The organism is Hyphomonas sp. NPDC076881 (assembly GCF_050269995.1).
In the GTDB taxonomy this organism is placed as follows: domain Bacteria; phylum Pseudomonadota; class Alphaproteobacteria; order Caulobacterales; family Hyphomonadaceae; genus Hyphomonas.
Map to the genome: position 1 here is coordinate 61109 of NZ_JBNNJJ010000005.1, position 22534 is coordinate 83642.

21 protein-coding genes are annotated in these 22534 nt (G+C 61.7%); 12 read left to right on the forward strand and 9 right to left on the reverse strand.

The genetic code is table 11. The annotated features are described in order from the left end of the window. Positions 1-63: 63 nt before the first annotated feature. The 3 genes from tpiA (at position 64) to ACQKI2_RS07090 (ending at position 3048) form a co-directional block, all read left to right on the forward strand. Positions 64-813 (forward strand): triose-phosphate isomerase, encoded by a 750-nt coding sequence (tpiA, locus tag ACQKI2_RS07080; RefSeq protein ID WP_427378997.1) that lies wholly within the window; start codon positions 64-66, stop codon positions 811-813. Positions 814-894: 81 nt separating this feature from the next. Next, positions 895-1350, forward strand: coding sequence for a preprotein translocase subunit SecG (gene secG, locus ACQKI2_RS07085; RefSeq protein ID WP_427378998.1), 456 nt, complete (start codon positions 895-897; stop codon positions 1348-1350). 63 nt (positions 1351-1413) lie between these two features. Further along, positions 1414-3048, forward strand: coding sequence for a CTP synthase (locus ACQKI2_RS07090; protein WP_427378999.1), 1635 nt, complete (start codon positions 1414-1416; stop codon positions 3046-3048). A gap of 21 nt (positions 3049-3069) precedes the next feature. Here ACQKI2_RS07090 and ACQKI2_RS07095 read toward each other — a convergent pair whose 3' ends face one another. From ACQKI2_RS07095 to ACQKI2_RS07110, 4 genes are read right to left on the reverse strand one after another with little or no spacing between them, the layout of a single operon-like run. Further along, entirely contained in the window at positions 3070-4299 is a 1230-nt protein-coding gene (locus tag ACQKI2_RS07095; RefSeq protein ID WP_427379000.1) for a class I SAM-dependent methyltransferase, read from the reverse strand. After that, positions 4296-5105: a DUF1365 domain-containing protein gene (locus ACQKI2_RS07100; RefSeq protein WP_427379001.1), complete on the reverse strand. Its 810-nt coding sequence runs from the start codon at positions 5103-5105 to the stop codon at positions 4296-4298. The genes ACQKI2_RS07095 and ACQKI2_RS07100 overlap by 4 nt, the downstream gene beginning before the upstream one ends. After that, the gene (locus ACQKI2_RS07105; protein WP_427379002.1) at positions 5102-6418 is read right to left on the reverse strand and encodes an NAD(P)/FAD-dependent oxidoreductase; all 1317 of its coding nucleotides are present in this window, start codon (positions 6416-6418) and stop codon (positions 5102-5104) included. Before ACQKI2_RS07105 ends, ACQKI2_RS07100 begins: the two co-directional genes overlap by 4 nt. Continuing rightward, positions 6415-7872, reverse strand: coding sequence for a cryptochrome/photolyase family protein (locus ACQKI2_RS07110; RefSeq protein WP_427379003.1), 1458 nt, complete (start codon positions 7870-7872; stop codon positions 6415-6417). Before ACQKI2_RS07110 ends, ACQKI2_RS07105 begins: the two co-directional genes overlap by 4 nt. A 156-nt stretch (positions 7873-8028) precedes the next feature. On the opposite strand from ACQKI2_RS07110, the gene rfaE2 reads away from it, so the two are divergent. Next, positions 8029-9489: a D-glycero-beta-D-manno-heptose 1-phosphate adenylyltransferase gene (rfaE2, locus tag ACQKI2_RS07115; RefSeq protein WP_427379004.1), complete on the forward strand. Its 1461-nt coding sequence runs from the start codon at positions 8029-8031 to the stop codon at positions 9487-9489. A 15-nt stretch (positions 9490-9504) separates the two neighbouring features. On the opposite strand, the gene hspQ is transcribed toward rfaE2, so the two are convergent. After that, positions 9505-9957, reverse strand: a complete 453-nt coding sequence (hspQ, locus tag ACQKI2_RS07120) for a heat shock protein HspQ (RefSeq protein ID WP_427379005.1) — start codon at positions 9955-9957, stop codon at positions 9505-9507. Positions 9958-10008: 51 nt separating this feature from the next. On the opposite strand from hspQ, the gene ACQKI2_RS07125 reads away from it, so the two are divergent. Both ACQKI2_RS07125 and ACQKI2_RS07130 read left to right on the forward strand, forming a co-directional pair. Next, on the forward strand, positions 10009-11109 hold the full coding sequence (locus ACQKI2_RS07125; RefSeq protein ID WP_427379006.1) for a Ppx/GppA phosphatase family protein: 1101 nt from the start codon (positions 10009-10011) through the stop codon (positions 11107-11109). Beyond that, positions 11102-11806: an RlmE family RNA methyltransferase gene (locus ACQKI2_RS07130; protein WP_427379007.1), complete on the forward strand. Its 705-nt coding sequence runs from the start codon at positions 11102-11104 to the stop codon at positions 11804-11806. The genes ACQKI2_RS07125 and ACQKI2_RS07130 overlap by 8 nt, the downstream gene beginning before the upstream one ends. Positions 11807-11819: 13 nt before the next feature. Here the strand turns inward: ACQKI2_RS07130 and ACQKI2_RS07135 are convergent, their stop codons facing one another. Beyond that, positions 11820-13160, reverse strand: coding sequence for a serine hydrolase domain-containing protein (locus ACQKI2_RS07135; RefSeq protein WP_427379008.1), 1341 nt, complete (start codon positions 13158-13160; stop codon positions 11820-11822). A 203-nt stretch (positions 13161-13363) separates the two neighbouring features. Between ACQKI2_RS07135 and ACQKI2_RS07140 the strand changes: the two genes are divergently transcribed. Both ACQKI2_RS07140 and guaB read left to right on the forward strand, forming a co-directional pair. Further along, positions 13364-13711: a GFA family protein gene (locus ACQKI2_RS07140; RefSeq protein ID WP_427379144.1), complete on the forward strand. Its 348-nt coding sequence runs from the start codon at positions 13364-13366 to the stop codon at positions 13709-13711. A gap of 73 nt (positions 13712-13784) precedes the next feature. Next, positions 13785-15242, forward strand: coding sequence for an IMP dehydrogenase (gene guaB / locus ACQKI2_RS07145; protein ID WP_427379009.1), 1458 nt, complete (start codon positions 13785-13787; stop codon positions 15240-15242). A gap of 3 nt (positions 15243-15245) precedes the next feature. On the opposite strand, the gene ACQKI2_RS07150 is transcribed toward guaB, so the two are convergent. Continuing rightward, positions 15246-15863 carry a GNAT family N-acetyltransferase gene (locus tag ACQKI2_RS07150; RefSeq protein WP_427379010.1) on the reverse strand — a complete coding sequence of 206 codons (618 nt, stop codon included), beginning with the start codon at positions 15861-15863 and terminating at the stop codon, positions 15246-15248. Positions 15864-15937: 74 nt separating this feature from the next. On the opposite strand from ACQKI2_RS07150, the gene ACQKI2_RS07155 reads away from it, so the two are divergent. From ACQKI2_RS07155 to ACQKI2_RS07170, 4 genes are all read left to right on the forward strand, one after another. After that, positions 15938-17245: an RsmB/NOP family class I SAM-dependent RNA methyltransferase gene (locus tag ACQKI2_RS07155; protein ID WP_427379011.1), complete on the forward strand. Its 1308-nt coding sequence runs from the start codon at positions 15938-15940 to the stop codon at positions 17243-17245. A gap of 77 nt (positions 17246-17322) precedes the next feature. Beyond that, positions 17323-18903 carry a glutamine-hydrolyzing GMP synthase gene (guaA, locus tag ACQKI2_RS07160; protein ID WP_427379012.1) on the forward strand — a complete coding sequence of 527 codons (1581 nt, stop codon included), beginning with the start codon at positions 17323-17325 and terminating at the stop codon, positions 18901-18903. An 11-nt stretch (positions 18904-18914) separates the two neighbouring features. Continuing rightward, positions 18915-19364 carry a ribose 5-phosphate isomerase B gene (gene rpiB, locus ACQKI2_RS07165; protein WP_427379013.1) on the forward strand — a complete coding sequence of 150 codons (450 nt, stop codon included), beginning with the start codon at positions 18915-18917 and terminating at the stop codon, positions 19362-19364. A 186-nt stretch (positions 19365-19550) separates the two neighbouring features. Then, the gene (locus ACQKI2_RS07170) at positions 19551-20636 is read left to right on the forward strand and encodes a flavin reductase family protein (protein ID WP_427379014.1); all 1086 of its coding nucleotides are present in this window, start codon (positions 19551-19553) and stop codon (positions 20634-20636) included. Between the two features lie 316 nt (positions 20637-20952). Here the strand turns inward: ACQKI2_RS07170 and ACQKI2_RS07175 are convergent, their stop codons facing one another. Beyond that, on the reverse strand, positions 20953-21756 hold the full coding sequence (locus tag ACQKI2_RS07175) for an MBL fold metallo-hydrolase (RefSeq protein WP_427379015.1): 804 nt from the start codon (positions 21754-21756) through the stop codon (positions 20953-20955). Beyond that, positions 21753-22529: a TatD family hydrolase gene (locus tag ACQKI2_RS07180; RefSeq protein WP_427379016.1), complete on the reverse strand. Its 777-nt coding sequence runs from the start codon at positions 22527-22529 to the stop codon at positions 21753-21755. Before ACQKI2_RS07180 ends, ACQKI2_RS07175 begins: the two co-directional genes overlap by 4 nt. Between the last annotated feature and the right edge of the window lie 5 nt (positions 22530-22534).

The following is a 22534-nucleotide window of genomic DNA, read 5'->3' on the forward strand; positions in this document are numbered from 1 at the left end:
TTGCCGGGTGGCTCACAGCTTGCTAGGCGACCGGTTTATGACTTGCAAGAGAGGGAAGGCCGCATGACACGCACGCTGATCGCCGGAAACTGGAAAATGAACGGTTTGGTGGGGAGTCTCACCGAGATCGAACGGGTGGCTGCTGCAGTCGCGCCATCCCAAGCCGGGCCTGAAATCCTGCTGTGCCTGCCGGCCACGCTGATTCACCCCGCTGCCGCGAAAGCAGACGGCTCCGCCCTGAAAATTGGCGGGGAAACATGCCATCCGAAGGAAAAGGGGGCCCATACCGGCGATATTTCCGCCGAAATGCTCAAGGATGCAGGCGCCACCTATGTCATTGTGGGCCACTCCGAACGCCGGGCCGACCACGGTGAGACAGACGCGGGCGTTGCCGCTCAGGCATCTGCTGCCCTTCGCGCCGGCATCACGCCGATAATCTGCGTGGGCGAAACTCTGGCCCAGAGAGATGCCGGAGATGTCCTGAAGGTTATTTCCGAACAGATAGCCGGATCGATTCCCTCTGACGGCGCTGCGGACACGATTGTTGTGGCGTATGAGCCCGTCTGGGCCATTGGAACCGGGCGCGTGGCAAATTCAGAGCAGATCGCAGAAGTACACGGCTTCATCCGGGATCTGCTGACAAAACGGTTCGGGGAAGCGGGCAGAGGCACCCGTATCCTTTATGGCGGAAGCATGAACCCCGGAAATGCTGAGGAAATCCTTGGGGTTGCTGAGGTAAATGGTGGCCTTATCGGCGGCGCAAGCTTGAAGGCGGACGATTTCCTCGCCATCTACCGGCAGGCGGCGCTATAAGTCGTGTGGAACCGCTGACTTGGCGAACGGCCTGATCGGGGTTATGCGGGCGCCTTAAATTCAGGAAAGCTGGTCGGGCCCATGCAGAACGTCATTCTTGTTATCCACATTCTCGCCTGTCTGGCGATGATTGGTCTGGTTCTGGTCCAGAAATCTGAAGGCGGTGGCCTTGGGATCGGCGGCGGTGCCGGAAACGCGCTGATGTCGGGCCGCGGCGCGGCGGGCGCGCTGGTGCGCACCACCATGATCTTCGGGGCGATTTTCTTCGCGACCAGCCTGATCCTCACCTCCCTGGCCAACCGTCAGGCTGACAATCGCTCAGGCATTGAGCGTATTCTCGACGAATCGAACCCGCAGACAGCGCCGCAGCAGGGCCCGGTGGATCTCTTCGATCCGACGGCGCCGCTGCTGAATGATACCGCGCCGACTTCTCCGGACGTTGGAATCGCCCCTGCGCCCCAGCCGGCCCCGGCAGCCCCCGCCGAAGAGACCGCGCCGGCTACGGAATCGGTTCCCGAAAACACCAATCCCCAGTAATTTTCCGCTAACGGCTGGTGGAGGTCGCCCGCAAGGCGCGAATCATTTCATGAGTATAACCCCATGATCCGCTATATCTTCATCACTGGCGGCGTGGTGTCTTCGCTCGGAAAAGGCATTGCCTCCGCCTCCCTCGGCGCGCTGTTGCAGTCACGCGGCTACCGCGTGCGCCTGCGCAAACTTGATCCGTATCTCAATGTCGATCCCGGCACGATGAGTCCCCGCCAGCATGGCGAGGTCTATGTCACCGATGATGGCGCCGAGACGGATCTCGATCTCGGCCATTATGAACGCTTCACCGGCGTTTCGGCCCGCCAGTCTGACAACATCACGACGGGCCGGATCTATCAGCGCATCATCGAGAAAGAGCGCCGCGGCGACTATCTCGGCGCAACCATTCAGGTCATTCCGCACGTTACCAACGACATCAAGGAATTTGTCCTGTCCGATCCGGGGGAGGGCGTCGACTTCGTTCTCTGCGAGATTGGCGGTACGGTTGGCGATATTGAAGGCCTGCCTTTCTTCGAGGCGATCCGCCAGCTTGGCCAGGAACTCGGCCCCCAGCGCGCCTGTTTCATCCACCTTACGCTGCTGCCCTACATTCCCGCCGCCGGCGAAATGAAAACCAAGCCGACACAGCACTCCGTCAAGGAACTGCGCTCGATCGGCATCCAGCCCCAGATCCTGCTGTGCCGCTGCGACCGGCCGATCCCCGTCAATGAGAAGGGCAAGATCGCTAGCTTCTGTAACGTCCGCCTGACCAGCGTGATCGAGGCGCGGGATGTTGGCCATATCTATGACGTGCCCATGGCATACCATGCCGAAGGCCTCGATTCTGAGGTGCTTTCCCATTTCGGCATCACCGACGCGCCCAGGCCGGATCTTTCATCCTGGGAGAAGATCGCCCAGACGATCCGCCATCCCGATGGCCATGTGACGATTGCCCTGGTCGGCAAATACACCGATGTGCCGGACGCTTACAAATCGGTGTCCGAGGCGCTCGGTCATGGCGGCCTCGCCAACAAGGTGAAGGTGGATATCCGCTTCGTAGATTCTGAAAAGTTCGATGACCCCAAGGCCTCCCTTGACGATCTGGAGGGCGTTCACGGCATCCTTCTGCCTGGCGGGTTCGGGGAGCGGGGCGCGCACGGCAAGATGCGCGTTGCGCGCTATGCCCGTGAACAGAAGCTGCCTTGCTTCGGCATTTGCTACGGTATGCAGCTTTCGGTCGTCGAAGCGGCCCGCACGCTTGCCGGCATCAAGGACGCCTCCACCAGCGAGTTCGGCCCCACCAGTGAACCCGTCGTGGGGCTGATGGGGGAATGGACCAAAGGCAACGAAAAGGTCACGCGCGACGCCAATACCGATCTCGGCGGCACCATGCGCCTCGGCGCCTATCCGGCCCGCCTGAGAGAGGGCAGTCTTGTCGCGGAAGTCTACGGCACGCTCGATATCTCCGAACGCCACCGCCACCGGTATGAGGTCAACACCGGCTATATTCCGGCGCTGGAAAAATCCGGCATGATCTTCTCGGGTATGTCTCCCGATGGCCGCCTGCCGGAGATTGTGGAGCTGAAGGATCATCCTTGGTTCATCGGTGTACAGTTCCACCCGGAACTCAAGTCGCGCCCGTTCGAACCCCATCCGCTGTTTGCTAGCTTCATCGCTGCTGCCGTAAAGCAATCCCGGCTCGTCTGACGACAAGCCGGGCAGGGGGCATCAGGCTGGCCGGGTCACCTGGAAGTGGCCAACATTGATCCGGCCGTCGCTGAACCCGGCTTCGCAATAGCTGAGATAGAAGTTCCACAGGCGGCGGAACGGCTCGTCAAAGCCGAGCGTACGGATGTCATCCCAGCTGTCATTGAAAGCGCGCGCCCATTCCCGGCAGGTCCGCGCATAGTCCTGGCCGAAATATTTCACGCCGTCATGCCGCAGCCCGGCCTTGGCAAACTGCTGCTTCAGCACTTCCTCGCTGATCAGCATGCCGCCCGGAAAAATGTGCTGCTGGATAAAGTCCACACGCTGACGATACCGGTCGAACAGCTTGTCATCGATGGTGATGATCTGCAGCGCAGCCCGTCCCCCTGACTTCAGACAGGAATACACCTGGGCAAAATAGCTTGGCCAATAGGCCTCCCCGACGGCTTCAAACATCTCGATCGAGGCAATGCCGTCATATGTCCCTTTGTGATCGCGGTAATCTTCAAGACGGATGTCCACCCGGTCGCTGAGCCCCTCCCGCTGCATACGTGCAGCCGCATAATCGCGCTGCGAAGGCGAGATCGTCAGGCAGGTCACCTTCGCCCCGCGCTGCTTGGCGGCATATTCGGCAAACCCGCCCCAGCCACACCCGATTTCGAGAATGTCGCTCGACGGGCCCGCCTGGATACGATCGCATATCTCGCGATACTTGTTCATCTGGCCTTGTTGAAGGGACTGGTTGGGGCTCTCGAAAAGGGCCGAGGAGTAGGTCATGCTGGGATCCAGCCAGCGCTCGTAAAACTCATTCCCCAGATCATAATGGGCTATGATGTTCTTGCGCGCGCCCTCGCGTGAGTTGCGGCGGGTGAAGGCATGCCGGATCATGTTCATGGAACGGACGATCCATCCGCCCCGCGCCAGCTTCCCGGCCGCTTCGAAATTGGCCGAGAAAAAACGCAACACCGCAGTCAGATCCGGCGTGGACCAAAGCCCATCGATATAGGCATCCGCAAAACCGACATCGCCGCCCGCCATGGCCTGCTTGATAAAGCCGTAGTCATGCACTTCGATGACGGCCGAAGGGCCATCTTCCGCATTCTGGAAAACCAGGGTGCGGCCATCCGGAAGCAGGAAGCGCAACTCACCACGCTCGGTGCGGAGCAGCAGCAGCGCCCCGATCCTGAATGATGCCGGTACGCCGCTGAGCGTGCGGATGGTGCTGGGGGATGCGATGATGGTTTGGGTCATACCGGCTCTCCGCTGTGAAGGGATGCTTTAACGGGAACGCTCGTCGCTATCGTCGCCATCCTTCCGGGCGCCTCGGGTTTCCTGCGGTAGCCGGCCCCCTTGATCCATATCTTCAGGGCCTGCCAGTGAATCCCAACTGTAACGCCGAAGGACGAAAAGGGTTGCACGAGGGCCAGCCGCATCAGGTTTGCCGTGGTCGCCGGCATCTCCAGGGCGTTGATATTCGCCATATGGCTACGTGTGCCTTCGTGCCAGTTCTCCACGGTTACGCGCAGCTTTCCGTCGGGCGCGCGCAGCGTGAAGCGATACCGGCCGGAAACGTCCATGAAGGGCGATACATGAAACCTCTTCTCGGCCTCATGCTCTGACCGGTCAGGACCGGTTGCCGCCACATAGCAGTGGCGCTCCCCGAACGTGTTGTTCACTTCATAGATAATGCCGCGCAGCGCGCCGTCCGGTCCGTATCCGTACCAGAGCGACAAGGGCGCAAATTTGTAGAAAAGGTGGCGCGGAAACGTCACCAGCCGTATCGCGCCGCCATCCAGGCCTACACCCGCCTTGCCGAACATGCCTTCGGCCCACGGGCGCAGCGACGTGCCCTTTGTCTTGTCTCCGTGGTCCTCCGGCCGGAAGGAAAACACCCCCGGCTGCCCCACGGAAAACAGGCGCGATTGCGCGCCGGCGTCCGCCAGCCTGTCAATGTCGAGATCGATCAGAGCAATATCGTAGGTAAAGCGCCGCTCGAAAGGGGCGTAGCGATGATGGACCGTCTTGCCGGTCCAAAGCCGGAGAGCAGGCGCGGTCAAGCAGATACCTCCGCTGCCATATGTATCACAGAAAGGCTGCGGGTAGGAGTCCAGGTCTCAAGACCCTCCGTCTGCCAGGAAACACGTCCTCCAAGAGACAACGCGGCAGAAAGGCCGGATTTCAGCCCATCCTCATGAAATCCGCGCCCCATCCAGGCACCTGCAAACCACAGATTGTCCTTGCCCTGAATGCGCTTGAGGCTGCGCACGGCCGCCTCTGCCGCAGCATCGAACTGTGGGTGGTCGAACGTGTAGTGAAGGAAGGTCAGCTCTTCCTTTGGCGGCGTGGCAGGGTTCAGGGTTATGAACAATGGCCGCGATGGGCCGAGCCCCTGAAGGCGGTTCATCCAGTAAGTCAGGCAGATACCTTCGCTCTCCTGCTTGAGGACGTTCCAGCTCGCCCAGGCGCTGCGCCGCTTTGGCATCAGGGAAGGGTCCCGGTGCAGCCAGATACTGTTCGGGCGATAACGGATGGAGCGGAGCGGGAAGGCCTGATCTTCATAATCCGCCTGGATCATCCGGAGGGATTGGTCGGAATGCGCAGCCAGGATGACCGCATCAAAAACCTCTGTATGCCCGCTTTCCAGAACAACTGCTGTCCGGCCTCCGACAGGATATAGGCGGGAGACGCCCGTGCCCGTCCTGACGCGCCCGCCCAATCCGTCTACGGCCTTCGTCACATAGCTCTGGCTGCCGCCGCTCACCGTGCGCCATTTCGGGCGCTCTTTGTGCATCAGCCGGTGATTGTCGAAGAACTGGAAAAAGCTCTGCGCGGGATAATTCAGCATCTCGCGTTCCGGCGTAGACCAGATCGCCGCGCCCATGGGTAGAATATAATTACGGCGGAACGCTTCGTCATAGCTGTGGCGGTCCAACCAGGCACCCAGCGTGGTTTCGCGCACATTTCCCGCGGCCAGTTCGGCCCGTGCGGTATTGTTGAATTTCAGGATGGTTTGCCAGAAGCGGTGAAAGTCCGGATTGAGGATATTCCGCTTCTGCGCAAACAGGCCGGGCAGGGTTGAGGCCCATTCCCAGCCAACCGGATCAGACACGGCAAAGCTCATGTCCGACGCCTGCGTCTGCACGCCCAACTCATCGAAGAAAGCGATGAGGTTTGGATAATTCAGCGCGTTATAGACAATGAAACCAAGATCTACCGCAGTCTGATGACCGTCATAGTCGAACACATGCGTGCTTGCATGGCCGCCGGCGCGCGCGTCCTTTTCGAACACGGTTATGTCTGCCACATCCTTAAGCGCCCACGCTGCCCCCAGGCCAGAGATGCCCGCCCCGATGATCGCTATCTTCTTCATTCTGCGGCTTGATCCTCTTTGAGGGCCTTGTAAGCGTCCAGCGCGCGTTGTCGGCCCATGGCATGGTCGATGATGGGTTTGGGATAGGTCGTGCCCAGCTTTACGCCGGCTTTGGCAAGCGTCTGCGCGTCGGCCTCGAAGGGCGCGTGCAGATATTTGTCAGGCAGCCGCGCCAATTCCGGGCACCAGCGGCGAACATAGGCCCCGGCGCCGTCAAATTTCTGCCCCTGGCTGATCGGGTTGAATACACGGAAATAGGGGGCAGCATCTGCGCCGCTGCCCGCCGTCCATTGCCAACTCGCCGGATTGGAGGCCGGGTCTGCATCCACCAGCGTATCCCAGAACCATTCCTCGCCATTCTGCCAGGGCAGCAGCAGATGTTTGGTCAGCATCGAGGCCACAATCATCCGTACACGGTTGTGCATCCATCCAGTCTGCCAAAGTTCCCGCATCCCGGCGTCCACAATGGGATAGCCTGTCTGGCCTCGGCTCCAGGCGGTGTAATCGGCATCGCTATTCCGCCAGACCATCCGGTTGAAACTGACGTTGTAGTTGTCCGTGGCGAGGCTGGGATTGTAGTAGAGCAGGGAGTAGGAAAACTCCCGCCAGGCAATCTCGGACAGGAACACGCGGGCGGAGCTTTCCTCCGCCTTTCCGGCCGCAAGGCGCGCCTGCACCGCCCGCCAGACCTGAGCCGGACCAATCTCGCCAAACCTCAAATGAGGGGAAAGCCGTGACGTGCCGCCCAGTTCTCCCGGCAGGTTACGGGTATCGGCATAGTGGCTGACGGGCCCGTCGAGAAACGCCTCAAGGCGGTCAATGGCGCCGCGTTCTCCCGGTTGCCAGGCGTCGGCCAGCCCGCCAGACCAGTCGGGCTTTTCTGGGTTCAGCTTCCAGGAGGAAAGCACTTCGCTATCGGCCGCCGCGGCCGTGATGCGTTTGGGGGCTGCGAGCGGAGCAGGGGCTTTGTAGCTCGCGTGCAGTGCGCGCCAGAAAGGCGTGAATACCTTGTACCAGCCGCCGCTGCCGGTTTTCAGCTCCCACGGCTCCACCAGCAGACGGCCGTTGAAGCTCTGGCACTCAATGCCCTTCTCCTTCAGCCCCTTCTTGATGGCGGCGTCGGTCTCCCGCTCGGGAAGACCATAGCGGCGGTTCCAGAATACGGCCTCCGCACCTGTCTCCTGCACCAGCGCGGCCAGCACGCTTTCGGCGGCACCACTGCGCAGCATCAGCGATCCGCCAATCGCTTCCAGCGATGCAGCGAGTTCGGAAAGGCTCCGGTTCAGCCACCACCGGCTGGCGCCGCCCAGCGGGCGCGGCGCGCTGTCACCCATCTCCAGGATATAGAGGCATATCAGCGGCCTGCCGCTGGCGACCGCCATGTCCAGGGCCGGGTTGTCCGTAAGTCTCAGGTCTTCCCTGAACCATAGAATTGCGGGTGCGGGAGAAGGCATGAACTGACCGGTCTGGGCAAATATCTGGTAACGATGGTCTTACGCCTTGAATCGCAGACTGGATCACCAGATGACGGCCAGCGCTTTCGCTTCCCCGGACGCGCCGTTATAGCCTGCTGCAGAGGCAATTTTGTTTTCACCGGAGGCCTGCGCTTCATGTCATCCCGACTCTCAGGGCTTCTGGACCAGGCCGCCGGAAAGCGCGTCCTCTGCATTGGCGACGTGATGCTCGACCGGTTCATCTATGGCGCCGTTGAACGCATCTCCCCTGAAGCGCCCGTTCCGGTGCTTCGCTACAGCCGCGATGCTGCCATGCCCGGCGGGGCGGCAAACGTCGCCCGCAACCTTGCGTCTCTGGGCCTCGCCCCCGTATTGATCGGCGCGCGGGGGGATGATGACGCCGGCAGGGAACTTCTGTCCAGATTTGTCCAGGATGTGTCCATTTCCGTCCATCTCGTGACCCTGGAAGGCCGCCCCACGACTCTCAAAAGCCGCTTTGTGGCCGGCGGACACCAGCTTTTGCGCGTCGATACGGAAAATGCCGCGCCTATCAGCGAAACAACCGAAACCGAACTGATAGGCATCGTCGCGGCTGAAGCCGAAGGCGCCGCTGCTATCCTCATTTCAGACTATGCCAAGGGCCTGCTCACAGACCGGCTTCTGGCGGCAATCCTGCAGATTGCAGCAGATCACAAGCTACCCGTGATCGCAGACCCGAAAGGCAGGGACTTTGCCCGCTACGGCGCTGTCGACATCCTCAAGCCCAACGCATCCGAACTCGCCGCTGCCACAGGTCTCAGCGTCAGCACAGACGAAGAGGCCAGCTGGGCGCTGCGCAGCGCTCTGGAAATCCTCCCGGCAAAGGCGCTGGTCGTGACCCGCGCCGCCAGAGGCATTTCCTTCATCGGTCCGGATCGCAAGGTTCATCACGAAGCTGGCCGGGCACGGGAAGTCTTCGATGTCTCCGGCGCCGGCGATACCAGCCTTGCGGCGCTGGCCGCCGCCATTGCAGGCGGCGGCACGCTGGACGAGGCCGTCAGCATGGCCATTGCCGCCTCGGGCATCGCGGTCGGCAAAGCCGGAACTGCAACGGTCACTGCAGAAGAAGTCAAAGCGGCGCTGACGGATTTCGGCCCTGCCGGCCGCGCCGGCGTGCTGCCAATCGACGCCATGATCGGCCAGGCCGAACGCTGGCGCGCCGCAGGTCTGCGGATTGGCTTTACCAACGGGTGTTTCGATATTCTGCATCCGGGCCATATCCGCGTCATTGAACAGGCCCGGGCCCATTGCGACCGGCTGATTATCGGACTGAACTCGGATGCCTCGGTGAAGCGCCTTAAAGGCCCCCAGCGCCCCATCAACACCGAACAGGCCCGCGCTGACGTTCTTGCCGCCCTCAGCGCTGTGGATGGGGTCACCATCTTCGATACCGACACCCCCCTGGAAGTCATCACGGCCCTGAAACCGGATGTGCTGGTCAAGGGCGGCGACTATACAAAGGAAACAATCGTGGGCGCTGATATCGTCGAAGCGCGTGGCGGCGAAGTCGTCCTTGTGCCCCTGGTTCCGGGCCACTCCACAACGGCAACTATCGCGCGCAGCAACAGCGGAACCTAGCCCGCAGCGGCCCCCTTAGTTGGTTGCGTGCTTCTTGAGCTCGTAAGTGCCCGTTCCGGTCATCGTGAACCATTCCGGAATGTCAGGGTGGCTCAAGGGAACATCGGAATCGTCGGGTATCAGGTTCTGTTCGGACACATAGGCAATGTAGTGGGTCCGGTCGTTCTCCGCGAAGAGGTGGTAGAAGGGCTGGTCCTTGCGCGGCCGCACTTCCTCCGGGATCGATTCATACCACTCGTCGGTATTGGCGAACTGCGGATCGACATCAAAAATCACGCCCCGGAACGGAAACAGCTTGTGGCGCACCACTTGGCCGATCTGGAAGCGGGCCTCATGCCGGGAAATGGCATTGTAGAAATAGTTGGTATCGACCGGATCAACGAGCAAAAGCGGTTCTGCCTCCGCCGGCCGCCCCCGTTTACGGAAGATATTTTTCAACCATGCGGTTCGGCCGCGTCTACTGGTCATTTTCATCTCCTGTGGTAGACATTGCCTCAAGTTTTCCATTCGGGCCACACCATGGCTGACAAAAAAGACAGGGGAGGGCCGCCCAAACGTGCGCAGGCCCGCCCCACCACCAGTCGCCCGCTTTACGCAGCGGTCGATTTGGGCACCAATAATTGCCGCCTGCTGGTGGCAGAGCCGCGCGGGCAGACTTTCCGCGTGGTAGACTCCCATTCCCAGATTGCTCGGTTGGGTGAGGGGCTCCACGATACCGGCCGGCTCTCCGATGCCGCCATCGAGCGCGCACTGGACGCGCTGCATGTGATCCGGCGCAAGTTGCGCCATCATGGTGTCGGGCGCGTTCGGTGCATCGCCACCGAGGCGTGCCGCAAAGCCGAGAACGGCGCTGAATTCATCCAGAGGGTGCATTCCGAAACGGGACTCACCTTTAAGGTAATCGGCGCCAAGGAAGAGGCCCGGCTGGCCACGATCGGTTGTCATGACCTGCTGGTCGCCCCCGCCAAATCCGTGCTGGTGGTCGATATTGGCGGAGGTTCCACCGAGCTGTCGCTTCTGGATGCGGAAGCCACGCGGGGGCAGGGCCTCAAGGGAATGCTGAACCGCGCGCCGATCATCGACTGGACAAGCCTGAAGATGGGCGTCGTCACCATGAGCGACGCTTTCCGTGAGCATGAAGAGGCTGAAGCCTGGCCGCTGATGCTGGCCCGCGCGCGGGAGATTGTCGCCTCCTGGCCGGGGCTGGCGGCCGTCCAGGAACGCCTCGCCGCTGACGAAGGTTACCTTATCGGTACGTCAGGAACGGTGACCTGTCTTGCCGGTGTCCACTTGAAACTGGATCGCTACCGGCGGGACAAGGTGGACGGCGCGTGGATGAGCCGGGCCGAGGGCAGTGCAACCATCGATATGCTGCGAGAGCTTGGCGTCGAAGGGCGCGCCGGGCTGCCAACCATCGGAGAAGAGCGCGCGCCGCTTATGCTGGCTGGCTGCTCGATCATGCAAGCCGTATGGGAGGCGTTCGAAGGCACCCGCCTTCGCGTAGCCGACCGTGGCCTGCGTGAGGGACTTTTGCTGTCGATGATGTATGGTCAACCCAGAAACCGGAACCGCCGCCGCAAGGGGCGCCGCCCCAGCCTTCAGGAGACTCCCAATGAGTGACGACGACAGGCGGCGGTGGAAGGGGCCAGGTCCGGAGAAGCAGGATTCCGGCCGCCGGGCCACTGAACGCAAAGTGATTGCCCGGAACGCCCGCACGGAAAGCTCCAAGCGCTGGATCGAACGCCAGCTTCAGGACCCGTATGTCCGCAAGGCAAAGGACGAGGGATATCGCTCGCGCGCGTCCTACAAGCTGCTGGAAATTGATGAGGCCGCCAAGCTCCTGCGCAAGGGCCAGCGTGTGGTCGATCTGGGCTGCGCGCCCGGCGGCTGGATACAGGTGGCGCTGCAGAAAGGCGCGGCGGAGGTTGTGGGGATCGACCTTCTGCCCCTGGTGCCGATTGAAGGCGCCCTGATCATCGAAGGTGACGTCAACAATCCTGAGGATGTCGAGAAAATGCTCGCGGGCCTCTCAGGGCCACCGGATCTCGTATTGTCCGATATGGCCGCCAACACGACAGGCCACAAACAGACAGACCATCTGCGCACCGTCGCGCTTGTGGAAATGGCGGTGGCGTTTGCCATCGAACATCTCGCCGAAGGCGGCGCATTCTGTGCCAAGGTGTTTCAGGGCGGCGCCACCAAAGATGTGCTTGACCAGTTGAAACAGCATTTCCGGACGGTGAAGCATATCAAGCCGGCCGCCAGCCGCGCTGGCAGTCCTGAAATCTATGTGGTTGCCAAGGGCTTCCGCAAATAACGGCAGATCCACCTCAGTGCGAGGTGGGGAAATAGTCCGTAATCAGCGCATGATAGACGCGCTGCATTGCTGCGCGCCGCATGAGAATGGGCGAGCTGGACATATTCTGCAGCATACCGATGAATATCAGATCGTGCCGGGGATCGACCCAGAACCAGGTTCCGGTGGCGCCATCCCAATAGAAGCTGCCTTCGGGTGCTCCAAGGCCGGATGCAATGGTGTCATCAATAACGCCCACGCCAAACCCGTAACCGACGCCTCTGGAGGGGCGGTAAAGCGGCAGCCCGGTATTGGCATCCACGAACGCCAGACCATTGGTCACCATCATTGAAACCGTTTCCGGTTTCAGCAGCCTGACGTCACCCAGAGACCCGCCATTGAGAAGCATGGCGGCAAAACGTTCGTAGTCGGCAATAGTCGAAACAAGTCCGTGCCCACCGGAATAACGCGCAACCTCTGCGGCCCGCAATGTTTGGACCGGGCCGGGCAGGGACTGCATACCCGCCTCCGGTGTCCAGCCCGTCAGGACGGCAAGTCTCGAACTATCGGCCTCGTCAACGGTAAACCCCGTATCTGCCATGCCGAGCGGGGCGAATATCCGTTCCTCCAGATATTGCTGGAGCGACTGCCCGGTAATCCGCTCAATGATTACGCCCTGAAGATCAGAAGCGATGGAATAGGACCAGGCTTCGCCCGGTTGGTATTTCAGGGGGATGCTGGCAACCTTTTCCACCAGTTCACCGGAGGAGGCAGCGCTATCGATCTGGCGGGCCAGAAACTGCTGCGAGACATAATCCTGCCGCCCATCGCCATAGCCGAACCCGGCGGTGTGCAGCAGAAGCTCCCGCATGGTCGGCACATGGTTTACCGGCCGTGTGCGGATGCCCCCGGCAGACAGTCCGTCAAACACTGCCAGCTTGCCCATTTCGGGCAGGAACTTGGTGATCGGGTCGTCGAGGCTGAACTTGCCTTCTTCATACAGCATCAGAAGGCCGACGGCCGTCACGGGCTTTGTCATCGAATAGATTCGGTAAATCGTCCGGTCGTCTACCGGCTCGGCGGCGTCCAGTGTGCGCGTGCCATGAAAGCCGCTGGCGACCCGCTGACCATCCTTGATCAGAACATAGGACACGCTGGCGACCTTTTTATCGCGGACAACGGCCGCCATCTCCTCGTCCAGCATCGACAGGATGGAGGGAGTGAAACTCTTGGCGGGGTCGGGCGCGGGCGCCTCGGCCTCCGCAGCCACTAGTTCTGGAGCTTCCGCCCCGTTGCCGGTGGATTGCCCACAAGCGGCGGCCAGGAGCAGGACGCTGAAGGCGGCAAATTTCGCCCGGGCCAACCGTTGCTGCATCTCTTTCTCGCCCCGCTTTGTGCTGTACCGCAGGCGGTCCTAGGTCGATTTGAGTGTCGCTTCAAGGTTGGCCGATTGAATTCGCGAGGCCGCTCATGTTTAGCTGCCTGTGTTCAAAATTGACATGAGGGGAAGAGAAAATGAACCTGTCAGGCGGCTGTTATTGCGGAAATGTCCGGTATCAAGCGGAGGGTGAACCGCTTATGCGCGCCCGGTGCCATTGCCGGGAATGCCAATACTTCACAGGCGGGGAGGGGAATGATTTCATCGCCATGCCCGAGACGGGATTCCGGTTCACAAAAGGCGCGCCCAAAGGATATACGCGGCCAGATTTTCCGGGCGCGGCCACCCGGGAATTCTGCCCGGATTGTGGAACGCCCTTGCTCACCCGCTCCCCGGCATTGCCCGGCGCGCTGATCCTCAAGGTGGGCGCGCTCGACGATCCGGCCGCGTTCGAAGGCCCGCAGGTCATCCTCCAGACAGCCGATGCGCAACCGTTTCACCATATCCCGGAGGGTGTCCGGGCTTTTCCCCGCTTTCCGGGAATGTGATCGCAAACGCAGCATGAGGGGACTTCACAAGGCCGCGCGACTCCCTTAGGAGGCCAAAAAGGGAGCTCCCCACATGAAAATCCGACAAGCGATCACCTTCGACGACGTGCTTCTCCAGCCCGGCGCAAGCGAGGTGTTACCGGCAGATGTCGATGTTTCGACGCTGCTCACGAAAACCATCCCCCTCAATATCCCGCTGCTTTCGGCGGCCATGGATACGGTCACCGAAGCGCGCCTTGCCATTGCGATGGCCCAGGCGGGCGGCATCGGCGTCATCCACCGAAACCTCTCGATCGAGCAGCAGGCCGGCGAAGTGGCGATGGTGAAGAAGTATGAAAGCGGGGTGGTGATGAACCCTGTTACCATCAGCCCCGACGCCACCCTGGGAGACCTTCAGGAACTCAAGAAGCGCACAGGCTTCTCCGGCATTCCGGTCGTGGAGAAAAACGGCAAGGTGGTGGGCATCGTCACCAACCGGGATACCCGCTTTGCGGACGATCCGAACGAAAAGGTCGCGAGCCTGATGACCCGCGAAGTGGTCACGGCCCAAATGGACATGGCCCCCGGCGACGCGCGCCGCCTGCTGCACAAGCACAGGATCGAGCGGCTGGTGATCGTCGATCATGATGGCCGTTGCCTCGGCCTGCTCACCGTGAAGGACATGGACAAGGCCGCCGTCCACCCCAACGCTGCCAAGGACGGCGCAGGCCGCCTGCGCGTTGCGGCCGCTTCCACGGTTGGTGATGCAGGCTTCGAGCGGACCCTGGCCCTCATCGAGGCCGGCGCTGATGCGGTGGTGATCGACACAGCCCATGGCCATTCGATTTCCGTGGCCGAAGCGGTCACCCGTGCCAAGAAAATTTCCAACGCCGTTCAAATTATCGCCGGCAACGTCGCGACGGCAGAGGCGACCAAAGCCCTGATCGATGCAGGCGCAGATGCCATAAAGGTCGGGATCGGCCCTGGTTCCATCTGCACGACGCGCATCGTCGCGGGTGTCGGCGTGCCCCAGCTCACCGCGATCGAGCAATGCGCCACCGCCGCGCTGGCGTCCGGCATTCCGGTCATCGCTGATGGCGGCATCAAGTTCTCCGGCGACTTCGCCAAGGCGCTCGCCGCTGGCGCGTCCACCGCGATGATGGGTTCGATGTTTGCCGGCACCGAAGAGGCCCCCGGTGAGGTCTTCCTCTATCAGGGCCGCAGCTACAAAGCCTATCGCGGTATGGGCAGCCTCGGCGCCATGGCCCGCGGCTCGGCTGACCGCTACTTCCAGAAGGATGCCGCCGCCGAAAAACTCGTGCCGGAAGGCATCGAAGGGCAGGTGCCCTTCAAGGGCCCGGTCGGCGCGATCATCCATCAGATGGTTGGGGGCTTGCGCGCCGCAATGGGCTATGTCGGCGCCAAGGATATCGCCGAACTTCACCAGAAGGCTGAGTTCGTCCAGATCACCGGCGCCGGCCTGAATGAAAGCCATGTCCACGATGTGATGATGACGCGCGAAGCGCCGAACTATTCACTGTCTCGCGGCTGATCTTCAGATCGCATCTTGAGGTTTCGGCTCCCGCCACATCGCTTCCAGTGGCGGGGCGCCGGGGCCAGGCTCGAACAGTTTCATCCGCTCGAACCCATGGCTCATATAGAAGCCGGTATTCGCCGGATTGGAGTTCTCCAGATAAGAGGGCATCCCGGCCTTATCGGCGGCGGCGAGGGCAGGGCTGATCAGCTGCTTGCCCAGCCCCTTGCCGCGCTCCGCCTTTCGCGTGCCGATGGTGAAAAGGTAAAGGTGGCGGTCCTTGGGATGCTCCCGCGCCATGGTTTCGCCCGCCGTCAGCGCGCGCTTGGCGGCGCCCTTTGAACCCTTTTGCATCAGCGTCCAGACGAGGCCCAGCGTCGCCAGCGCGCCAAGCTCCTTTCTCCGGTCCGACAGGCACCACATCGTCGCGCCGCGATCTCCGGCCAGATGGCAGATCCCGTTCGGGATATAGAGATGCCGCGCGAGTTGCGAGAATACCGGCGTCAGCGCGTCCGTTCGGCCAAATATCCAGAGGTTCACCGGGTCTTCGGCAAAGGCTTCTCCGGTAATGTCGCCCATGCGGCGCCAATCTGCCGCCCCCGCATCCCGCATATCCTCCGGCAGGCGAATCTCCAGCATGTTCAGCCCTTTGTTGTTTTCACCGGCCCTATAGGACGCTAACACCCACGCTTTCGCAACCGGAGAGCCGACACATGCGCAATGGCGGACGCATCAGCGCAGCAATTTCTGTCCTGACGGACGTGCTGCAGAGGCATCAACCGGTGAAAATTGCCGTGCGCGACTGGGGCAAGCGAGCCCGTTATGCCGGCTCCAAGGACCGTGCCTGGGTGTCAGGTCTCGTGCTGGATGCCCTGCGGCGCCGCAACTCGACAGCCCATCATATGGGCCATGACGATCCGCGCGCACTGGTTTTCGGCACGCTGCGCTTTGCCTGGGACTGGCCCGCCCGCGACATCGAACAGGCCTGCTATGACGATCACGGCCCCACGCCCCTGACGAATGCAGAGCGCGACGCGCTCATCATGGCGCCCGATCCAACCGCGCCGATCCATGTTCAAGGCGATTTTCCCGAATGGCTGGCGCCGCATATGGAACGTGTCTTCGGGCCTGATACCGTGGTCGAGGCGCAGGCCATGGCCGTCCGCGCGGATGTGGATCTGCGCGTCAACACGCTGAAATCAGACGCAGAGAAAGCCGCGCTACCGCTCAAATCCGTCCGGGCGATACCCTCAAAGCTGCTGACCAGCGCCTACAACATCCCCGCCCGCGACCCCACGGAGCGCGAAGACTCCATCGAGGGGATTCCGGCCTTTTCGAAAGGCTGGGTGGAGGTGCAGGATGCAGGCAGCCAGATCGCTGCGGCCGCCGCAAATGCCAAGCCGGGAGAGCAGGTGCTGGACTATTGCGCGGGCGGCGGGGGCAAGACGCTCGCCCTGGCGGCGCAGATGCACGGCACCGGCCAGATCTATGCCTATGATATTGATGGAAAGCGCCTCTCCGCGCTCGTTCCGCGTCTCAAGCGCTCCGGGGCTCACAATGTTCAACTCGTCCACCCCAGCGAAGGTACGAGCCTTGAGCCGCTGGTTGGCCAGATGGACCTCGTATTTGTCGATGCGCCTTGCACCGGCACTGGAACCTGGCGCCGCAAGCCAGATTCCAAATGGCGCGTGAAGCCCGCCCAGCTCGCCAAGCGCATGGAGGATCAGCGCCAGATCCTCGCCGAAGCGGCCAACTATGTGAAACCCGGCGGTCGCCTCTTGTATGCAACCTGCTCCTTCCTGATCGAGGAAGACGAGGACCGCGTTGCCGAATTCCTGGCTGCCGATACCCGCTTCCGCGAGGGAGACGCCGCTGAAGCCGCGATTGCTTCAGGCCTTCTGACCGGCCATGGCGCCGCCGTCGTCCGCAAATTCCGCAGCCCTACCGGCAGTGTCCGGCTCACGCCGCGCCGGGCGGGCACCGATGGCTTCTTCTTCGCGCTGCTGAACCGGGAAGCTTGATCCATAGGGCTGTCCAAATTGCTCCATGGCGCGTTTCACAGCCTTTCGCAGCAGCGAAAGCCCCGCTAATAGGGGCCATGACACAGCAAGCCGATTCCGCCCCCAATTCCCATGAGCGCGTCCTGATCGTCGATTTCGGCAGTCAGGTGACCCAACTGATCGCCCGCCGCCTGCGCGAAAGCGGCGTCTATTGTGAGATCCATCCTTTCAACAAGGTGGATGGCGCTTTCCTGAAGGCGTATCACCCTCAGGCCATCATTCTCTCAGGCGGCCCGGCCAGCGTCACATGGCAAGACGCGCCCCTTGCTGATCAGGCCATATTCGACAGCGGCCTTCCCATCCTCGGCATCTGCTATGGCCAGCAGGTGATGATGCACCAACTCGGCGGACGTGTGGAAAGCGGCACCAGCCGCGAATTTGGCCGCGCCTTTATCGAGCCGGTGGAGGACGATCCGATCCTCGAGGGGCTGTTTGAGGGCGGCAATTCTGAGCAGGTCTGGATGAGCCATGGTGACCATGTGGCAGATATGGCGCCCGGTTTCGGTGTCATCGCCCGGTCGCCCGGCGCGCCTTATGCAGTCATCGCTGATCCGGAGCGGAAATTCTACGGCACCCAGTTCCACCCCGAAGTCGTCCACACTACGCATGGCGCGCGCCTCCTGCGCAACTTCACGCACGGGGTCGCCGGCCTCAAGGGCGACTGGACAATGGCAGCCTACCGGGCCGAAGCCATCGAAAAGATCCGGGCTCAGGTCGGCAAGGGCAGGGTGATCTGCGGTCTTTCCGGCGGCGTGGATTCCTCCGTAGCCGCCGTTCTTATCCACGAAGCCATTGGTGATCAGCTCACCTGCGTTTATGTCGATCACGGACTGATGCGCGCTGGCGAAAGCGAGCAGGTCGTCAGCCTCTTCCGCGAGCATTACAATATTCCGCTCGTGCATGTGGACGCTTCGGAACTCTTTCTCGGCCAGCTCGACGGCGTGACGGACCCGGAGAAAAAGCGCAAGATCATCGGCGGCCTGTTCATTGATGTATTCGATGCCGAAGCCAGCAAGATCGGCGGCGCCGATTTCCTTGCTCAGGGAACTCTGTATCCGGACGTCATTGAAAGCGTCTCTGCCATCGGCGGCCCCTCGGTCACCATCAAGAGCCACCACAATGTCGGTGGCCTCCCCGCACGGATGAAGATGAAGCTGGTTGAGCCGCTGCGGGAACTCTTCAAAGACGAAGTGCGCGCCCTGGGCCGCGAACTCGGCCTGCCCGAAGCCTTCGTCGGCCGCCATCCGTTCCCTGGGCCCGGCCTTGCCATCCGTATTCCCGGCGCCATCACTCGCGAGAAGGCTGACACCCTCCGCAAGGCAGATGCCATCTATATCGACGAGATCCGCAAGGCGGGCCTTTATGACGAAATCTGGCAGGCGTTCAGCGTGCTGCTTCCCGTCAACACCGTCGGCGTCATGGGAGACGAGCGCACCTATGAGGCTGTCCTCGCCCTGCGCGCGGTAACGTCTACTGATGGTATGACGGCGGACTATTATCCCTTTGAGCATGCCTTCCTCGGGAAGGTCGCCACACGGATCATCAATGAGGTGAAGGGCGTCAACCGGGTTGTCTACGATGTAACATCCAAACCGCCTGGCACAATCGAGTGGGAATAGGGACAAAGATCATGTCAGACAACAAACGTATTGTGCTCTCCAGCGACCACGCGGCCATCGACCTTCGGCAGACCATCGCGGCGCATATTGCGGCGCAGGGCTGGGAGCCAGTCGATATTGGTCCCGTCACGCCGGAAAGCACGCATTATCCCAAACACGGCGAAGCGGCCGCCCGGCTTGTGGCCTCCGGCGATTGCCGGTTCGGCATCATTCTCTGCGGCACGGGCCAGGGCATCATGATGGCTGCCAACAAGGTGAAGGGCATCCGGTGCGGCGCGTGCAGTGACACGTTCTCAGCCCGCATGATCCGCCAGCACAATGATGCGAATATGCTCTCCCTCGGCGTGCGGGTGATCGGTGAAGGCCTGGCGCTGGATATCGTCGATGCCTTCCTGGCCGCGCAGTTTGAGGGCGGCCGTCACGCCGCGCGCGTGGATATGATTGTCGCGCTGGAGGCCTGAGGGCAGGCCGAAACCCCGCAAATGGCACGAAACTTGCGCCGTTTGGCCAGGTTTGTTTCAGTTGCCGCTGTTGCTGCCATCTCCGCGCCCGGGCTGGCCAGAACGGGTCTCCGCTGTATATCTTCCGCAACCGGGCCGGGACGCCGGGCTGCGGGATGGCTTCAAAGGCAGTAAGATTTGAGCAGGATGACAGAATTCAGGGGGATCGGAAGGCTGGCCCTTCAGGGCGAGTTCCTGGGCCATCCGGACGACCCGGCAATTGTCCTGCTTGAGCATCCTCAGCAGAGCTCTGACTTCTGGAGAGATCTGTCTGTCGCCCTCGTGAAAGCGGGCAGGCAGGTTGTGCGCATCGCTCACGGGGAAACCTCGCCCGTGCTCAAGCGGCGCGACACAGACACCTACACACCCGAAACCCTGCGCGCCATTCTCAGCCAGCTCCCGATGCGGCCGGTCCTGCTTGCGGCAGGCGATCATGCCGCCGCGGCCATCAGCGCCGTCAGCCAGGATGGCGCATTGCTCGCAACCGGCCTTGTTCTCATTACGCCGGACATTCATCCGGCCACTGAGATCGCCGTCATTCTGGAAAGTCTGCAGGCGCTGATCATCACAACCGCCCAGGGCGCACCCCCTTATGGCATCGCACATGTTGCGATGGGCATCCCGCATGCCGAGGCTGTGGAAATCGGGGCAGGCGAGCCGTTGACCGCCGCAGAATGCCTCGATGCTTTCAGCGCCGTTCTGATCGATTTTCTGGAGCGCCGCCTGCCGCGCTCAACGCCTGAATACAGGCTCGGCTCGGACGCGCGGACCCTGCGTGATGCCCTGGGATGTTTCGCCACCGGCGTTACCATTCTCACAGCGCGGGACAGCGCCGGCCAGCCCGTCGGCCTCACCGCCAATTCCTTCACGTCCGTCTCGCTCGATCCGCCGCTGCTGCTGGCCTGTATCGCCAGATCCTCGGCGAGTTCGGAAGTGTTCCGGGCGTCCGCGCATTTTGCGGTAAACGTCCTTCACATCGGGCAGCAGCCAGCTTCGATCCGCTTTTCGCGCCGCGATGAAGACCGTTTCGGCGCCACCCCCTGGGAGCCGGGCCTGAACGGTACGCCGGTGCTGACAGGCTCTCTGGCCACATTTGAATGCGCCCGTCATGATATTCACGAAGGCGGCGATCACATCATTCTCATCGGCCAGGTCGAGCGCGCCCGGTTTGAGCCGCGCCGTGACCCGTTACTCTATTTCCGCGGCAAATACCGCCGCCTGCATTTCTCCTGACGGGCCTCCGAAAGTCTTAACGAAATCCTGATCCGCCGCGCCATGCTTGCCCTCTGCAAGAGGGGAAGGGGGTAGGTTCCGGCCGCCCGGCCTCGCTGGCGCCGCCGCGCAAGACGGCTCGCCAATCCTCAGCCTGAAGCTCCAGAAGCCGCGCGACAGCCCGCGTTCCTTATGCCATGAGTCGCATAATCTATATTATGGGCAATTTTATTATTGGCGCCACGGGGCGCCTAAGATCCTGAATTCACAATTGATTCTTGAGGACATGCACACGCGATCGAGCGGCTTATCCCGCCCCGCCCATCAATCAGCCGCCTCAGCCGCTGATCCTGATTTCCATGCCGTCAAAACCTGGCTCAACATTCGGCGGCAGTGTTTCCAACAATGTCCGGTAATCCATATCGACATGCAGATTGGTAAGCACCGCCCTCGCCGGCTTCAGCGCCTCGATCCATTCGAGCGCCTGGTCAAGATGCGCATGGGACGGGTGCGGCGCATATCGCAGCGCATCAATGATCAGCACATCCAGCCCGGCAAGACGTCTCAGCGTAGCGGCCGGCAGCGCGTTAACGTCGTTGCAATAAGCGACATTGCCAATCCGGTAACCCATGCACGGGATTGCGCCATGGACCATGGCCATAGGCAGGAATTCCACAGCCCCGCCCGCCCCGCTGACTGTAAACACCTGGCCGTCATTCACGGTGGTGTGCGGAGACAGGATCGGCGGATAACCTTTGCCGCCAACAAAACAGTATTCAAACCGCGTCATCAGACTGCCGCGCGCATACGGATCAAAATAGACCGGGATAGCGCTGCGCTGGCGGATGGCCAGGGCGCGCACATCATCAATGCCGTGGGACTGATCCGCGTGATCGTGCGTGTAGATAACCCCGTCCAGATGCGTCACGCCGGCGTCCAGAAGCTGCTCGCGCAAGTCGGGCGACGTATCGATCAGGATATTCGTCAGCGCGCCGCTCGCGCTCTCTTTCTGTACCAGCGCGCCGCAGCGCCGCCGTCTGTTCCTGGGCTCTGCTGGATCACAGACACCCCAGTCACCGCCCACACGGGGCACCCCGCCGGATGATCCGGTGCCGAGCAGGATGATCCGTGAGCCGCTCACGCCGCACCCACCTTGTCAAACAGTGTCAGCGCGTTGGCTTCGGTGATCTCCTTCACCTCATCCACAGGCATCCCCTTGAGCGCCGCCAGCGCTTCGGCCACGTGAACCAGATAGGAAGGCTCATTGCGCCGCCCGCGCATCGGAACGGGCGCCAGATACGGACAATCCGTTTCCAGAATGATCCGCTCGATCGGCACATCCCCCATCACGGCGCGCACATCCTTTGCGCTCTTGAAAGAGAGTATTCCGGAGACGGAAAAATAAGCTCCCAGCCTCAGCGCCCGCTGCGCGAGCCCCTCTCCGCCAGTATAGCAATGAAGCAGTGGACGGATGGCGCCCTTGGCCATTTCCGCCTCGAGAATATCCGCCATCAGATCGTCCGCCTCCCGCGTATGCAGGATAAGAGGAAGCCCGGTCTGGCGCGCCGCAGAGATATGTTCCAGAAGGCTCGAAACCTGTTCTTTTTCCGGGCTGTATCCATAGTGAAAATCAAGGCCCGTTTCGCCGATCGCCACCACCTTCGGATCCTGCGCGGCATCGATCATCATCTGCGCGGTCACATGGGTGAAATCCTTCGCATGGTGCGGATGCGTGCCCACCGAACACCACATATCGGCGTTCGCGCTGGCAATGGCGTAAACGGACGGAAAATTGTCGAACCGGTCACAGATCGCCAGGAAACGCTGCACCCCAGCGCTTCGCGCGCGTGCCAGAACGTCTTCAAGATCCTCGGCAAAAGCTTCGCCGTGCAGGTTCACATGGGTATCAAACATCAATC

Excerpts from the sequence above, each read along its gene's own strand:
- ACQKI2_RS07090 (WP_427378999.1), top strand. The coding sequence starts at position 1,414 with ATGATCCGCTATATCTTCATCACTGGCGGCGTGGTGTCTTCGCTCGGA.
- rfaE2 (WP_427379004.1), top strand. The coding sequence starts at position 8,029 with ATGTCATCCCGACTCTCAGGGCTTCTGGACCAGGCCGCCGGAAAGCGC.
- tpiA (WP_427378997.1), top strand. The coding sequence starts at position 64 with ATGACACGCACGCTGATCGCCGGAAACTGGAAAATGAACGGTTTGGTG.
- guaB (WP_427379009.1), top strand. The coding sequence starts at position 13,785 with ATGAAAATCCGACAAGCGATCACCTTCGACGACGTGCTTCTCCAGCCC.
- ACQKI2_RS07155 (WP_427379011.1), top strand. The coding sequence starts at position 15,938 with ATGCGCAATGGCGGACGCATCAGCGCAGCAATTTCTGTCCTGACGGAC.
- ACQKI2_RS07105 (WP_427379002.1), bottom strand. The coding sequence starts at position 6,418 with ATGAAGAAGATAGCGATCATCGGGGCGGGCATCTCTGGCCTGGGGGCA.
- ACQKI2_RS07125 (WP_427379006.1), top strand. The coding sequence starts at position 10,009 with ATGGCTGACAAAAAAGACAGGGGAGGGCCGCCCAAACGTGCGCAGGCC.
- ACQKI2_RS07180 (WP_427379016.1), bottom strand. The coding sequence starts at position 22,529 with ATGTTTGATACCCATGTGAACCTGCACGGCGAAGCTTTTGCCGAGGAT.
- rpiB (WP_427379013.1), top strand. The coding sequence starts at position 18,915 with ATGTCAGACAACAAACGTATTGTGCTCTCCAGCGACCACGCGGCCATC.
- secG (WP_427378998.1), top strand. The coding sequence starts at position 895 with ATGCAGAACGTCATTCTTGTTATCCACATTCTCGCCTGTCTGGCGATG.
- ACQKI2_RS07135 (WP_427379008.1), bottom strand. The coding sequence starts at position 13,160 with ATGCAGCAACGGTTGGCCCGGGCGAAATTTGCCGCCTTCAGCGTCCTG.
- ACQKI2_RS07095 (WP_427379000.1), bottom strand. The coding sequence starts at position 4,299 with ATGACCCAAACCATCATCGCATCCCCCAGCACCATCCGCACGCTCAGC.
- ACQKI2_RS07130 (WP_427379007.1), top strand. The coding sequence starts at position 11,102 with ATGAGTGACGACGACAGGCGGCGGTGGAAGGGGCCAGGTCCGGAGAAG.
- ACQKI2_RS07110 (WP_427379003.1), bottom strand. The coding sequence starts at position 7,872 with ATGCCTTCTCCCGCACCCGCAATTCTATGGTTCAGGGAAGACCTGAGA.
- ACQKI2_RS07170 (WP_427379014.1), top strand. The coding sequence starts at position 19,551 with ATGACAGAATTCAGGGGGATCGGAAGGCTGGCCCTTCAGGGCGAGTTC.
- guaA (WP_427379012.1), top strand. The coding sequence starts at position 17,323 with ATGACACAGCAAGCCGATTCCGCCCCCAATTCCCATGAGCGCGTCCTG.
- ACQKI2_RS07150 (WP_427379010.1), bottom strand. The coding sequence starts at position 15,863 with ATGCTGGAGATTCGCCTGCCGGAGGATATGCGGGATGCGGGGGCGGCA.
- hspQ (WP_427379005.1), bottom strand. The coding sequence starts at position 9,957 with ATGACCAGTAGACGCGGCCGAACCGCATGGTTGAAAAATATCTTCCGT.
- ACQKI2_RS07140 (WP_427379144.1), top strand. The coding sequence starts at position 13,364 with ATGCGCGCCCGGTGCCATTGCCGGGAATGCCAATACTTCACAGGCGGG.